The 13,865-nt window shown below is 58.6% G+C and carries 13 protein-coding genes; 5 read left to right on the top strand and 8 right to left on the bottom strand.

From position 1 onward, the window contains the following. Window positions 1-147 precede the first annotated feature (147 nt). The 7 genes from AC1RQB_RS27530 to amaB form a co-directional block, all read right to left on the bottom strand. Window positions 148-864, bottom strand: a complete 717-nt coding sequence (locus AC1RQB_RS27530; protein WP_007902726.1) for an ABC transporter ATP-binding protein — start codon at window positions 862-864, stop codon at window positions 148-150. Beyond that, window positions 861-1,733 (bottom strand): ABC transporter ATP-binding protein, encoded by an 873-nt coding sequence (locus AC1RQB_RS27525; RefSeq protein ID WP_008009771.1) that lies wholly within the window; start codon window positions 1,731-1,733, stop codon window positions 861-863. The genes AC1RQB_RS27530 and AC1RQB_RS27525 overlap by 4 nt, the downstream gene beginning before the upstream one ends. Then, window positions 1,730-3,013 (bottom strand): high-affinity branched-chain amino acid ABC transporter permease LivM, encoded by a 1,284-nt coding sequence (livM, locus tag AC1RQB_RS27520; RefSeq protein ID WP_038978730.1) that lies wholly within the window; start codon window positions 3,011-3,013, stop codon window positions 1,730-1,732. Before livM ends, AC1RQB_RS27525 begins: the two co-directional genes overlap by 4 nt. A gap of 3 nt (window positions 3,014-3,016) precedes the next feature. Beyond that, entirely contained in the window at window positions 3,017-3,931 is a 915-nt protein-coding gene (locus AC1RQB_RS27515; RefSeq protein ID WP_008068915.1) for an ABC transporter permease subunit, read from the bottom strand. A 170-nt stretch (window positions 3,932-4,101) separates the two neighbouring features. Then, window positions 4,102-5,235 carry an ABC transporter substrate-binding protein gene (locus AC1RQB_RS27510; protein WP_063341730.1) on the bottom strand — a complete coding sequence of 378 codons (1,134 nt, stop codon included), beginning with the start codon at window positions 5,233-5,235 and terminating at the stop codon, window positions 4,102-4,104. 364 nt (window positions 5,236-5,599) lie between these two features. Continuing rightward, complete coding sequence (amaA, locus tag AC1RQB_RS27505; protein ID WP_063341731.1) at window positions 5,600-6,883, bottom strand: L-pipecolate oxidase; 1,284 nt, start codon at window positions 6,881-6,883, stop codon at window positions 5,600-5,602. Window positions 6,884-6,972: 89 nt separating this feature from the next. Next, window positions 6,973-8,463, bottom strand: coding sequence for an L-piperidine-6-carboxylate dehydrogenase (gene amaB / locus AC1RQB_RS27500; RefSeq protein ID WP_063341732.1), 1,491 nt, complete (start codon window positions 8,461-8,463; stop codon window positions 6,973-6,975). Between the two features lie 184 nt (window positions 8,464-8,647). On the opposite strand from amaB, the gene AC1RQB_RS27495 reads away from it, so the two are divergent. The 3 genes from AC1RQB_RS27495 (at window position 8,648) to nadE (ending at window position 11,848) form a co-directional block, all read left to right on the top strand. Then, window positions 8,648-9,559 carry a LysR family transcriptional regulator gene (locus AC1RQB_RS27495; RefSeq protein ID WP_063341733.1) on the top strand — a complete coding sequence of 304 codons (912 nt, stop codon included), beginning with the start codon at window positions 8,648-8,650 and terminating at the stop codon, window positions 9,557-9,559. Between the two features lie 230 nt (window positions 9,560-9,789). Further along, the gene (pncB, locus tag AC1RQB_RS27490) at window positions 9,790-11,016 is read left to right on the top strand and encodes a nicotinate phosphoribosyltransferase (RefSeq protein WP_008068907.1); all 1,227 of its coding nucleotides are present in this window, start codon (window positions 9,790-9,792) and stop codon (window positions 11,014-11,016) included. 4 nt (window positions 11,017-11,020) lie between these two features. Further along, window positions 11,021-11,848 (top strand): NAD(+) synthase, encoded by an 828-nt coding sequence (gene nadE / locus AC1RQB_RS27485; RefSeq protein ID WP_063341734.1) that lies wholly within the window; start codon window positions 11,021-11,023, stop codon window positions 11,846-11,848. A 192-nt stretch (window positions 11,849-12,040) separates the two neighbouring features. Here the strand turns inward: nadE and azu are convergent, their stop codons facing one another. Further along, window positions 12,041-12,487, bottom strand: coding sequence for an azurin (gene azu, locus AC1RQB_RS27480; RefSeq protein ID WP_008068899.1), 447 nt, complete (start codon window positions 12,485-12,487; stop codon window positions 12,041-12,043). A 344-nt stretch (window positions 12,488-12,831) separates the two neighbouring features. Here azu and AC1RQB_RS27475 point away from each other — a divergent pair, with 344 nt between their 5' ends. Further along, on the top strand, window positions 12,832-13,419 hold the full coding sequence (locus AC1RQB_RS27475; protein WP_007902708.1) for a cytokinin riboside 5'-monophosphate phosphoribohydrolase: 588 nt from the start codon (window positions 12,832-12,834) through the stop codon (window positions 13,417-13,419). A 68-nt stretch (window positions 13,420-13,487) separates the two neighbouring features. After that, window positions 13,488-13,676, top strand: a complete 189-nt coding sequence (locus tag AC1RQB_RS27470) for a hypothetical protein (protein WP_007902706.1) — start codon at window positions 13,488-13,490, stop codon at window positions 13,674-13,676. Window positions 13,677-13,865: the final 189 nt, after the last annotated feature.

Here is a 13,865-nt window from a genome sequence, read left to right as displayed (position 1 = left end):
ACCTGTAAACGATGTCTCCGGTTTAAAACGTAAAGGATGTCTCCGGTTTCTACCCGAGCAAGCCCGCTCCCACAGGGTTTGTGGTGTTTTATGGATAGAAAAAAGCCCCGGCGATTGCTCGTCGGGGCTCGTTGTTGCATGGAGAACTCAGTGGCCGCCGAGGTAGGCGTTACGCACCTCATCGTTCACCAGCAGCTCCTTGCCGGTGCCGCTGAGGCGGATCTCGCCGTTGACCATCACGTAGGCCCGGTCCGACAACTTGAGAGCGTGGTTAGCGTTCTGCTCCACCAGGAAGATGGTCATACCGGTGCTGGCCAGTTCCCGCAGGGTCGCGAAGATCTGTTTCACCACAATCGGCGCCAGACCCAGGCTCGGCTCATCGAGCAGCAACAGCTTTGGCCGGCTCATGAGCGCCCGGGCGATGGCGAGCATTTGCTGCTCGCCGCCAGACATGGTCATGGCGCGTTGGGTACGCCGTTCTTCGAGCCGTGGAAACAACTCGAACATGCGTTGCATGTCTTCCTTGGCGTACTTGTCACCAATTGGAATCGTACCCATCAACAGGTTTTCCTCGACGGTCATGTCAGGGAACACCCGCCGGCCTTCCGGCGATTGAGCAATACCGTTGGACGCAATGTAGTGGGACGACTTGTGGGTGATATCCACACCCTGATAGACGATTTGCCCGTCAGCCGCCCGCGGCTGGCCGAAGATCGACATCAGCAGGGTCGATTTGCCGGCACCGTTGGAGCCGATCAGGCTGACGGTTTCACCTTCATTGATGTGCAACGAGACTTTCTTCAGGGCCTGGATCGGCCCGTAGAACACGTCCAGATCCTTGAGTTCGAGGATGGGTTTACTCATACCACTTCCTCTTCTTCGGCGCCCAGGTAGGCGGCAATCACTTTCGGATCGTGTCGAATCGCTTCAGGCCCGCCCTCGGCAATGACAACGCCGTGGTCCAGTACAACGATGTGGTCGGAAATACTCATTACCATGCCCATGTCGTGTTCGATCAGCACCACGGTCAGATCGTGCTCGTCGCGCAGCAGCCGGATCATCGCGCTCAGCGCTTCGGTTTCCTGAGGGTTGAGGCCGGCGGCCGGTTCGTCGAGGCAGATGATCTGCGGCCGGGTACACATGGCCCGGGCGATCTCCAGACGGCGTTGCTGACCGTAGGACAGCTCACCGGCCAGGCGGTTGGCGCAGTCCACCAGATCCACCACTTCCAGCCAGTAGAACGCATGGTCCAGCGCATCGCTTTCGGCCTTGCGGTAACCCTTTGTGTTGAGGATGCCGGCCAGCATGCCGCGGTTGACCCACATATGCTGGGCCACCAGCAGGTTTTCCAGCACCGACATTTCCCTGAACAGGCGAATGTTCTGGAAAGTCCGCGCCAGACCGGCACGGTTGATCAGGTGCGTGCCGCCGAACATCTTGTAGCGGAGTCGGTTGATAAAGCTTTTGGGTGAAACGAAATCGACGGCCTTGAACGGTTCCCCGAGCATTTTGATGACGTCGGTTTTCACACCGCGGGTGTTGAGTTCGATATGCCCGCCGGACGCTTTGTAAAACCCGGTCAGGCAGTTGAACACGGTGGTCTTGCCAGCGCCGTTGGGGCCGATCAGGGCGAAGATCGAGTTGCGCTTGACCTTCAGGCTGACATCGCTCAGAGCCTTGATGCCGCCAAAGTGCATCATCAGTTTGTCTACCGAGAGTACGACTTCGCTCATGGCGCTACTCCTTTACGCGGGGTCACACCGGTGCGGCTGATCCGAATCAGGCCGCGCGGTCGCCAGATCATCATCAATACCATCAGGATGCCGAACAGCAGCACGCGATACTCAGCGAAGCCGCGCAGCAGTTCCGGGGCGACAGTCAGCACGAACGCCGCAATCACCACGCCGATGGTCGAACCCATGCCGCCGAGGACGACGATGGCGAGGATCAGGGCCGATTCGAAGAAGGTGAACGAGGTCGGGTTGACGAACCCCTGATAAGTAGCGAAGAACACACCCGCCAGGCCGGCAGTCGATGCGCCGATAGTGAACGCCGAGAGCTTGACCAGTACATGGTTCAGGCCCATGGAACGGCAGGCGATTTCGTCTTCACGCAACGCTTCCCACGCACGGCCGACCGGCATCCGGGTCAAGCGGTGCTTGATGTACAGCACGGCCAGAACCACCAGGAACAACACTGCGTATATGAAGTAGTACTTCACGTCCGGGTTATAGGCAATGCCGAAGAACTCATGAAACGGAACGCCTCCCTCCTTCGCTCTTTTGCCAAACTCCAGGCCAAAGAACGTTGGCAACGGAGCCGCCATACCGTTCGGGCCGCCGGTCAGGGACAGCCAGTTATTGAGGATCAACCGGATGATTTCACCGAACCCCAGCGTCACGATCGCCAGGTAGTCACCGTGCAGGCGCAGTACTGGAAAACCCAGGATGCAACCGGCTAACCCGGCAGTGATTGCCGCCAGCGGCAGCACCGTCCAGAAACCCAGCCCCAGGTATTGATAACCGAGCGCCAGGCCGTAGGCACCAATGGCGTAGAACGCCACATAACCGAGGTCGAGCAGGCCGGCCAGGCCGACCACGATGTTCAGCCCCAGGCCCAACAGAACGTAGATCAGCCCGAGAATGACCACGCCCAGCAGGTAGGAGTTGGAGAAGAACGGGAACACCACGGCGATGACGATCATCACCGGAATGATCCAGCGCAAGCGGGATTTGTAATCAGGCGGCAGTACATGAACCCCGGAGCCAGTGCTTTCAAAGCCTTCGAGAATTCTCAGGCCCTTGGGGGTTTGCAGGAACAGGCTCAAGGCAAAGCGGCCAGCCATGACGATGGCGACAATCCATGCCACCCGGGTCGCTTCCAGGTTGAAGCCGTAGCCGTCGAGGACCACGCCAACAATCGGGCCGAACACAATCAGGGCCACCAGGCCGGCAAGAATCGCGTCAACCAGGCTTCTTTTGAGATCAATGGTTTTTTTAGTGGTTGAAGACATCGCTTACACCTTCGACACAAGAGGACGGCCGAGCAGGCCTTGGGGCCGAAAGACCAGAACGAGAACGAGCAGCGAGAAGCTGAAAACGTCTTTGTAGTCCGAGTTGACCAATCCGGAGAACAGCGACTCGGAGATCCCGAGAATGATCCCGCCAAGCATTGCCCCTGGCAGAGAGCCGATCCCGCCAAGTACCGCGGCGGTGAACGCCTTGATGCCAATGATGAAGCCCGCGTAGAAGTCGAATGTGCCGTAGTTCATGGTGATCAGCACGCCGGCCAGGGCCGCCATCGCCGCACCGATGATGAACACGTAGGAAATGACGCGATCGGTGTTGATCCCCAGGATCGAGGCCATCTTGCGGTCTTGCTGGGTGGCGCGGCACATACGACCGAGCTTGGTGTACTTGATGACGTAGGTCAGCAGGGCCATCCCGACGAACGCGGCAACCAGAATGAAGATCTTGGTGTAGGTCAGCTGGACGAAGCCGGTCCCGACTTCAACTCGCCATGCACCGGTCAGTAGCGTCGGTACTCCCTGTTGACGGGCGCCTTGGGAAATCTGTGCATAGTTTTGCAGGATCAGCGAAATACCGATGGCGCTGATCAGCGGTGCCAGTCGGGTGGAGTTGCGCAGCGGTTTGTAGGCGACGCGCTCGATGACCCAGCCATACACCGCCGTGACGATGATGGTGAAGACCAGTGTGCCAAGCATCAGCAGGGGGAAGGATTCAATACCGAAGTATGCCAGCAGAGCCAGACTGATTGCCGCGAGGTAAGCGGAAATCATGTAAACCTCGCCGTGGGCGAAGTTGATCATGCCGATGATGCCATAGACCATTGTGTAGCCGATGGCGATCAGGCCATAGACCGACCCGAGGGTCAGGCCGTTGACCAGTTGCTGCAGGAAAATACCATCCATAACGCAATCTCACGCATTTGAGAGACTGCACAAAAACCGGGTGCGCCGGACCGGGGTTCAGCCGCCGACGCAACACGGTGATATGCAGCTCTACGAGAAAAGACAGGTACTGCACGGACATGTTCTTTGATTGCCCGGCGCACAAGGCGCCGGGCAATCAGCAAGTCATATCACTTCTGTTTTTCCAGCTGGTGGTATTTGCCATCCTTGTCCCACTGGTAAACCACGTAGTCGGAGATTTTCAGGTCGCCCTTGCTGTCCCAGGTCTTCTCGCCCATGACGGTCTTGACCGGGTTCTTCTTCAGCCATGCAGCCGCTTCTTCGCCCTTGTTGGACTTGGCGCCGTTGAAGGCTGCAGCCAGGGTCTGGACCGAAGCATAGGCGTACAGGGTGTAGCCTTCAGGCTCGGTGCCTTTCTTGCGGAAATCGTCCACCACGGTCTTGCTGTCTGGCAGCAGGCGTGGGTCGGCGCCAAAGGTCATCAGTACGCCGTCAACGAATTGCGGACCGCCAGCGGTGGTCACCAGTTCGTCGGTCACGATGCCGTCGTCGGACATGAACTTGACGTCCTTGAGGCCTTGCTCACGCAGTTGACGAACCAGAGGGCCGGCTTCCGGGTGCAGACCACCGAAGTAAACGACGTCGGCGCCAGCGCCGCGGATTTTGGTAACGATGGTGCTGAAGTCTTTTTCGCCGCGGGTCAGGCCTTCATACAGCACTGGCGTTACACCGCGCTTGGCCAGTTGAGCCTTGGTAGCATCCGCCAGACCTTGGCCGTAGGTATCCTTGTCGTGCAGGACCACCACTTTCTTGCCCTTGAGCACGTCAACAATATAGTCGCCGGCGACGATGCCTTGCTGGTCGTCACGCCCGCACATACGGAACATGGCGCTCAGACCGCGTTCGGTGACAGCCGGGTTAGTGGAACCTGGAGTGATCGCGATGATGCCCGCTTCGTCGTAGATCTCGGAGGCCGGGATGGTCGACGAGGAGCAGAAGTGACCGACTACGCCAGCGACTTTCTGGTTGGTCAGGTCCTTGGCGACCGTCACAGCCTGTTTCGGTTCGCAGGCATCATCGCCTTTGACCAGTACGATTTTTTCCCCGTTGACACCGCCAGCGGCGTTGACTGCATCAGCCGCTGCTTGCGCACCCTTCATGTACTGCTCGCCAAATGCCGCGTTGGCGCCCGTCATTGGACCCGCTACGCCGATCTTGATGTCAGCCTGAGCAAACGCAGAAACACCCAACGCAGTTGCCACTGCGAGGGCCAGAAAGCCTTTCTTGTAAAACGTCTGGGACATGAGGTGGTGCTCCAAGGTTTTTTTTAGTTGGCACTGCGACTTCACTGAATGCTCAGAGCAAGGGCCGTGCCATCGGTTTTTTATTCTGGGAAAAGTCGCTGCCTTATTGTTTTTTCGACTGTTTCGGGCCCATTTTCATTGGGCGTGCAACCGTCTAAACCGCGGGAGGTGAAACCATTTATTTTTAAAGGCGCAACCCGCACGCGCCATCATTGCAACCGCAACGCCAAACGATGTGCAACCAGCCTGTAACAGCCCGCGTCACCGAACTGCACACTGCTGGTGCGGGGACTGCTACAACCCGCACCATTACAGGCTAGCCGCTTCGCTGAAAAGCGCCGCTTCCAGCAACATATTTCAACAATCAGATGACGATCCGCAGGCACTGGCCCGCGTGATACAACGAAAATCCAGCCTCATACAGGCAGCTTCGCAGCCCCACACCCGCTAATGGCTGCATGGGCGCGAAAGGAATCGGCAAGGCCTGAGGATTTCCATTACACAAATAATCGGCAAAGGCTTTGCCGACGACTGTACCGGTGGTCACGCCTCGCCCGTTGTAGCCGGTGACGGCCACCAGACCCGGCGCCGGCTCAAACAGGCGCATCAAATGATCGGGGGTGAAAGCGATGCAACCGGTCCAGGTGCATTCCCACTCCACTGGTTTGAGGTACGGGAAGTAATGCTGCTGAACCCGGTCGGCCCAGGCTTTCAGGAACCAGGTCGGTTTCTGGTTGCCATTGCCGAGACTGCCGAGCAACAACCGCCCTTCGGCATCGCGACGGATGCTGCTGAGCACTTGTCGGGTATCCCAGGAACCCTGGCCGCCGGGCAGAATCTGCTGCGCGGCGTCTTCAGTCAGCGGCACCGAGGCCACTTGATAGTAATAACCGGGGAAGAAATTGCGCCGCAGCTCCGTCCAGTCACCTTCGGTATAGGCGTTGGAGGCGATGACCACCTGCTCGGCCAGCACCGACCCCTGGGCGGTTTGTACCGACCAACGCTGGCCCTGACGTTCGAGTCGGGTGACCGGGGAATGATCGAACAGCTGACCGCCGAGGCTGATGGCCGCGTTGGCCAGCCCCGTGGTGTAGGCCATCGGATTGATCGTGCCGGCACGCCGATCGAGCAAGGCGGCGGCGATCTTTTTTGTGCCGGTGGCTTGTTCGCAGGCTTGACCGGTCAACAGCTCCACCGGTGCACCACGACGTTTCCATTGTTCTTCGCGACTGCGCAGATCCGCTTCGCCACGCGCGTTGTGCGCCATGTGCAACGTGCCTTCGCGGCGTAACTGGCAATCGATGTTGTATTTATCGACCAGGCTGAACACCAGAGACGGCGCCGCACCCAGCATGCGGTTGAGCTGACTGCCGACCGCCTCGCCGAAACCGACTTCGATTTCATCCGGTGGAATCCACATTCCGGCATTGACCAGCCCGACGTTACGCCCCGAACCGCCATGACCCGCGCGATGGGCTTCCAGCACACAGACACTTTTACCTTGTTCCAGCAGATGCACCGCCGCCGACAAACCGGTGAAACCGGCACCGATGACGCAGACATCCACCGTCACCTCACCCTTGAGCGCCACGTTGTCGGGCCTTTGCGGCGTCAGTTTTTCCCACAGACACTCTTCGCGTAACGGCATTGCAAGCTCCTGTCGGAGCAGCTACAAGACGCAAGCTACAAGCTGCAAGCCAGTCTGCTTGAAGCTTGAAGCTTGTAGCTTGCCGCTGCTTAATCGAATGTAATCCCCTGAGCCAACGGCAACTCCAGCGAATAGTTAACGGTATTGGTCTGACGACGCATGTACCCGCGCCATGCATCCGAACCGGACTCACGACCACCGCCCGTCTCCTTCTCGCCGCCAAACGCACCGCCAATCTCCGCGCCGCTCGGGCCGATGTTGACGTTGGCGATGCCGCAATCGCTGCCCACCGCCGACATGAACCGCTCGGCTTCACGCACGTCGGTGGTGAAGATGCACGACGACAGGCCTTGTGGCACGGCGTTGTTCAGGCGCAATGCCTCTTCGAAATCGTTGTAACCGATCACGTACAGAATCGGCGCGAAGGTTTCGCTGCACACCACATCGCTCTGCTCCGGCATTTCAACGATGGCTGGCGAAACGTAGTAAGCGTTGGGGAATTTGTCTTCCAGCTGACGCTTGCCGCCGAACACCCGGCCGCCTTCGCTCAAGGCCTGCTCCAGCGCGTCCTGCATGTTTTCGAAGCTGTGTTTGTCGATCAGCGGCCCCACCAGATTGCCTTCCAGCGGATGGCCGATGCGCACCTTGGAGTAAGCAGCTTTGAGGCGGGTGACGATTTCTTCCTTCACCGACTCGTGGGCGATCAGGCGACGCAACGTGGTGCAACGCTGACCGGCGGTGCCGACGGCGCTGAACAGAATCGCCCGTACGGCCATGTCCAGATCGGCGCTTGGGCCGAGGATCATCGCGTTGTTGCCGCCCAGTTCCAGAATGCTACGCGCGAAACGTGCCGCGATTTTCGGCGCCACTTCGCGGCCCATGCGGGTGCTGCCGGTGGCGCTGACCAATGCGACACGCGGGTCATCGACCAGCGCTTCGCCGGCATCGCGGCCGCCGATAATCACTTGGCTCAGGTGCGGCGGTGCGTCGCTGAAATTTTTCAGGACGCGGTCGAACAATGCCTGGCAGGCCAACGCGGTCAGCGGGGTTTTCTCCGACGGTTTCCAGATCACCGGGTTACCGCAGACCAGCGCCAGCGTGGCATTCCAGGCCCAAACGGCGACCGGGAAGTTGAACGCACTGATCACGCCGACGATGCCCAGTGGGTGCCAGGTTTCGCGCATGTGGTGGCCAGGACGCTCGGAGGCGATGGTCAAACCGTACAGCTGACGGGACAGACCGACCGCGAAGTCGCAGATGTCGATCATTTCCTGAACTTCACCCAAACCTTCCTGAGTGATCTTGCCAGCTTCCCAAGACACCAGCTCACCGAGGTCGGCTTTGTACTCGCGCAGGATGTCGCCCAATTGGCGCACCAATTCACCGCGGCGTGGCGCCGGAACCTTGCGCCACAGTTCGAACGCATGATCTGCGCGACTGATGTGCTGCTCGACTTCAGCGGCGCCTTCCCAGTTCACGGCAGCGATACGGCTGCCATCGATAGGCGAATGCACCGGCACTTTGCCGTTCTGGTACAGGGCCGGGTTCACACCAAGACGATCAAGCAATGCGGCAACCATGGGTCACTCCTCAAGCAAAAAACAGAAAACGTGCAGCCGGATTAATCCGGCTGATCAGACCTGTAGTTTTAGCTCCCCGGAGGTTACCCAACAAACGACCTTTAAGAGAGATATCATTCCGTTTATTCATGCTGCGAATCTGCCGGTAAAAAAGAGCACAGAGAAACAAGAAAAAGGACCACCCATGCTGAATAAACGCTACTTGCCGTCGATCACCGCGTTGCAGTGCTTCGAGGCCGTGACCCGGCATTTGAGCTTCACTCGTGCCGCCGAAGAGCTGAACCTGACGCAGAGCGCCGTGAGCAAACAGGTCGCGCAACTCGAAGAGTTGTTGCAACACTTGTTGTTCCGCCGGGTGCGCCGACGTCTGCAAATGACCCCCGCCGGCGATTTGTACTTGGTGGAAGTGCGAAAAATTCTCACCCAAGTCGAAATGTCGACCCATTACCTACGCTCCTACGGCGGTGATACCGAAGTCTTGCGTGTCTCGACACCTCCGACCTTCGGTGCACGCTGGCTGGTGCCGCGCCTGAAAGGCTGGCGCCTGCGCCATCCGTCGATCCATCTGGACTTGTGCAGCGAGCAGGAAGCCGACGACCTGCTGCAAGGTCGCAGTGACCTGGCGTTCTACTTTGGCCAGGGCTCACGGCCCGGCACCGAATGCCTGAAGCTGTTTGGCGAGGAACTGGTGCCGGTCTGCGCACCGGGCAGCCTGCCGGATACGCCGTTTACCGACCCTACGCAACTCACCGACCTGGTCCTGCTGCAGAACGCTTCCCGGCCCCAGGCCTGGCACGACTGGTTCGACAGTCAGGGCTACCACACCGAACACAGCTACCACGGCCCGCGTTTCGAAACCTTCTACATGTGCATCCGCGCCGCGCAGGTCGGCTGCGGCGTGGCGCTGCTGCCGAAGTTTCTGGTGGAAGAGGAATTGGCTGACGGCAAACTGGTCATTCCCTGGAAGCATGCAATGCCCAGCACCGACGCCTATTACCTGGCGTACCCGGAGCATTCGGCGGAAGTACCCAAGGTGCGGGATTTTGTGAAGTGGATGCTGGAGCAAATCGATAATCCAGACATACCGCAAATTTAGGGTTGCACTCAATACCTGTGGGAGCGGGCTTGCTCGCGAAGGGGCCGGCACATTCAACATCAATGTTGACTGGCATTACGCTTTCGCGAGCAAGCCCGCTCCCACAGGGATCTGCTGCGATCTAAAAAATCGCTGGCAATCCTCACCGCTGATATGCGCCACTAGCCCCATTCATTGAAACAGCTGCAACGTCGCTGCCACGGGCCGCGGCCAGCCTGGAGAACCCCGTTATGAGCGAGAGTGTGTTTGCCGATCGCATCGTGCAGAACCTGCTCGACACCGACTTCTACAAACTGACGATGATGCAGGCGGTGCTGCACAACTACCCGAACGTGGAAGTCGAATGGGAGTTTCGTTGCCGTAACAGTGAGGATCTGCGCCCATACCTGGCGGAGATCCGTTTCCAGATTGAGCGCCTGGCTGAGTTGAGCCTGAGTGCCGATCAATTGAGTTTCCTGGAGCGCATCAGCTTCCTGAAACCGGACTTCCTGCGTTTTCTCGGTCTGTTCCGCTTCAATCTTCGCTATATCCATACCGGCATTGAAAACGGCGAGTTGTTCATCCGTCTGCGCGGGCCGTGGCTGCACGTGATTCTTTTCGAAGTGCCGCTACTGGCCATGGTCAGCGAAGTGCGCAACCGTTATCGCTACCGGGAAATCATTCTGGAACAGGCCCGTGAACAGCTCTATCGCAAGTTCGACTGGCTGTCCGCCAACGCCAGCGCGGACGAATTGTCCGAGTTGCAGGTAGCCGATTTCGGCACCCGCCGTCGCTTTTCGTACCGTGTACAGGAAGAAGTGGTGAACGTGCTCAAGCATGACTTCCCCGGTCGCTTCGTCGGTACCAGCAACGTGCACCTGTCCCGGGAGCTGGACATGAAGCCGCTGGGCACCATGGCTCACGAATGGATCATGGCCCACCAGCAACTCGGTCCACGGCTGATCGACAGCCAGATTGCCGCCCTCGACTGTTGGGTCCGCGAATACCGGGGTTTGCTGGGGATCGCCTTGACCGACTGCATCACCTCCGATGCCTTCCTCAACGATTTCGACCTGTTCTTTGCCAAGCTCTTCGACGGCTTGCGCCACGACTCCGGTGACCCGGTACAGTGGGCGGAAAAAGCCATTGCCCACTACCACAAGCTTGGCATCGACCCGATGAGCAAAACCCTGGTGTTTTCCGACAGCCTGACGCTACCCAAATCTCTGGAGATTTTTCGGGCATTGCGCGGTCGGATCAATGTCAGCTTCGGTATCGGCACTAACCTGACGTGTGACATTGCGGGTGTCGAACCGATGAGCATCGTGCTTAAAATGACGGCCTGCAATGGTCAACCGGTGGCCAAAATTTCTGATGAGCCTGGCAAGACTCACTGTAAAGACCCGAATTTCGTCGCCTACTTGCGACATGTTTTCCAAGTACCTGCCACCCTTTCCAGTACATCAAGCAAGGAGTGAATTCATGCAAGCCGTACAGCGTGAGATTGCTGAACAGCTCAAGGTCCAGCCGCCCTTCGCGGACCAACTCGCCCTTGAGGCTGAAGTCGCCCGGCGGATCACCTTCATCCAGGACTGCCTGGTCGATTCCGGGCTCAAGACCCTGGTGCTCGGCATCAGCGGTGGCGTCGATTCTCTGACCGCCGGCCTGCTTGCCCAGCGTGCCATGCGTGAACTGCGCGAACGTACCGGGGACAGCAACTACAAGTTCATCGCCGTGCGCCTGCCATACGAAACGCAGTTCGATGAACACGACGCCCAGGCTTCGGTGGACTTCATTGCCCCGGATGAGCGCCACACGGTGAACATCGGCCCTGCAGTCAAATCCCTGGCCAGTGAAGTGGCGGCCTTCGAAGGCAAGCACGCGGTCTCGGTGGACTTCGTGTTGGGCAATACCAAGGCGCGGATGCGCATGGTCGCGCAATACACCATCGCTGGCGCGGCTCATGGCCTGGTGATCGGCACCGATCACGCGGCAGAAGCGGTGATGGGCTTCTTCACCAAATTCGGTGACGGCGCCTGCGACCTCGCACCGCTGAGCGGCCTGGTGAAAAATCAGGTCCGGACGATTGCCCGCAGCTTCGGCGCGCCGGAGTCGCTGGTGGAAAAAATCCCGACCGCCGACCTTGAAGACCTGTCACCGGGCAAACCGGACGAAGCATCCCACGGCGTGACCTACGCCGAGATCGATGCCTTCCTGCATGGTGAGCCGGTACGTGAGGAAGCGTTCAAGATCATCTGCGACACGTACAAAAAGACCCATCACAAGCGCGTGATGCCGTTTGCGCCATAAGGACGTCGGAGTCTGTACCGACGCCTTCGCGGGCAAGCCACGCTCCCACAGATTTTGTGTCGGACCCCGGTAATGGGCACGACACAAATCCTGTAGGAACGAGGCTTGCCCGCGAAAAACGATGACTCGGTCTATCGTCAGGCATAAAAAAAGCGTCCCTCGCAGGACGCTTTTTTTATGAACGCAATTTAATCACTTCAGGGTAACAGTGCCTTTCATCATCGAGATGTGGCCTGGGAACGAGCAGAAGAAACCGTATTTTTCAGCAGCATTGAGCTTCGACACGTCGAAAGTTACCGAGTCGGTTTCCTTCGCGCCGATGACTTTGGTGTGGGCGATGACGCGGGTATCGCCGTCTTTCAGGTAGTTCTTGTCGATGCCAGCCGACAGGCCGTCAGTGGCGATCGGCTGCATGTCGGCTTCTTTGCTCAGCACCCAGTTATGACCCATGACGTTTTTCGGCAGGCTGCCAGAATGTTTCAGTTCCACGGTGAACGTCTTGCAGCTCTTGTCGATGGTGATGTCCTTGGTATCGAAGGACATCTGGTCAGTGGAGTCGACAGTGACCTTGCATTCGGCGGCCATCAATTGGCTGCTGGCCAGTGTCAGCAGGGATACCGCAACAAGTTTGGCAAACATGGTGAATCTCCAAGGCAGGGTTAACAAAAGTGCTAATGGACAGAAGACTGCCTGAAATCTTCGCAAGTTCCTATGACCTGAATCAAAAATTGTATACAACTTTCGGACTATGACACTCATCGAAACAATCTACCAGCCAGACGTCTGGCACGGCCCTATCATCAGGGCCGTCATCTCTCATCTGGAGCGTCTGTCATGCCTTTCAACAGCTTGTTGTGCAGTTTGCTCGCCGCCTACGCCTGCGGCGCCAGTGGCACCTGTGAAACACCAAAACGCGAGGTTTAACCCTTGGAACGAGGCAAGCCTGCCTTTACTCTGTGGCCCTGATGACCATGGAGTAAGGCATGTCTTTAGCGTCCGTTTGTGTATTTTGCGGTGCCAGCACTGGCACTAACCCGGCTTATCGTGAAGCGGCTGTCGCCCTGGGGCGAGCGTTGGCCGAGCGCAAGCTGACCCTGGTCTATGGCGGCGGCGCCGTCGGGCTAATGGGGATCGTTGCCGATGCGGCGCTGGCGGCCGGCGGTGAAGTGATCGGGATCATCCCGCAGAGCCTCAAAGACAAGGAAATCGGCCACAGCGGCCTGACTCGCCTGGAAGTGGTCGACGGCATGCATGCGCGCAAGGCGCGAATGGCCGAGCTCAGCGATGCCTTTATTGCTCTGCCCGGCGGCCTGGGCACGCTGGAAGAGCTGTTCGAAGTCTGGACCTGGGGCCAGCTCGGCTATCACGGAAAACCGCTGGGTTTGCTGGAAGTAAACGGTTTCTACAGCAAGTTGACGTCTTTTCTTGATCATATCGTCGGCGAAGGCTTCGTTCGCGAAGCGCACCGTGACATGCTGCAAATGAGCGAATCGCCGCAAACCCTGCTCGATGCACTGGACGCCTGGCAACCCTCGGTACCGCCAAAATGGACCGAGCAAAAACCCAGCTAACGGCTCGGCATCGATACAGGGCAGAATATGCGCCGCTCAACCTCACCTTCGACCCCAGAGGATCGCCCATGGCTAAACCTAATTATTCCTTCGCCAAACGTCAGAGAGACTTGGCCAAGGAGCAGAAGAAAGAGGAAAAGCTTCAGCGCAAGAAAGCTACAGCTGAAGAAGAAGCAGCAGCACTGAACCCGGATACCGAAGGCGAAGTGGCTACAGACGAAACTGAAGCACCGAAAGATCAGGCGCCCGACGCCTGAGACCCTCAGGGCCCGATGATCTGATCAGGCCCACCGGATCTGTGTCCAGGGTCAGCAACGATGTTGCTGACCCTCACAGTCCCATCTGAAATCCCTCTCCAAAAAAATTGCACATTCCCTGTGGGAGCGGGGGGGGGGGGGGGGGGGGGGGGGGGGGGGGGGGGGGGGGGGGGGGGGGGGGGGGGGGGG

This window comes from Pseudomonas sp. GW822-FHT02E03, from assembly GCF_058802325.1.
The sequence above is the reverse complement of the archived record's forward strand: the minus strand, read 5'-3'. Positions and strand labels throughout refer to the sequence as shown.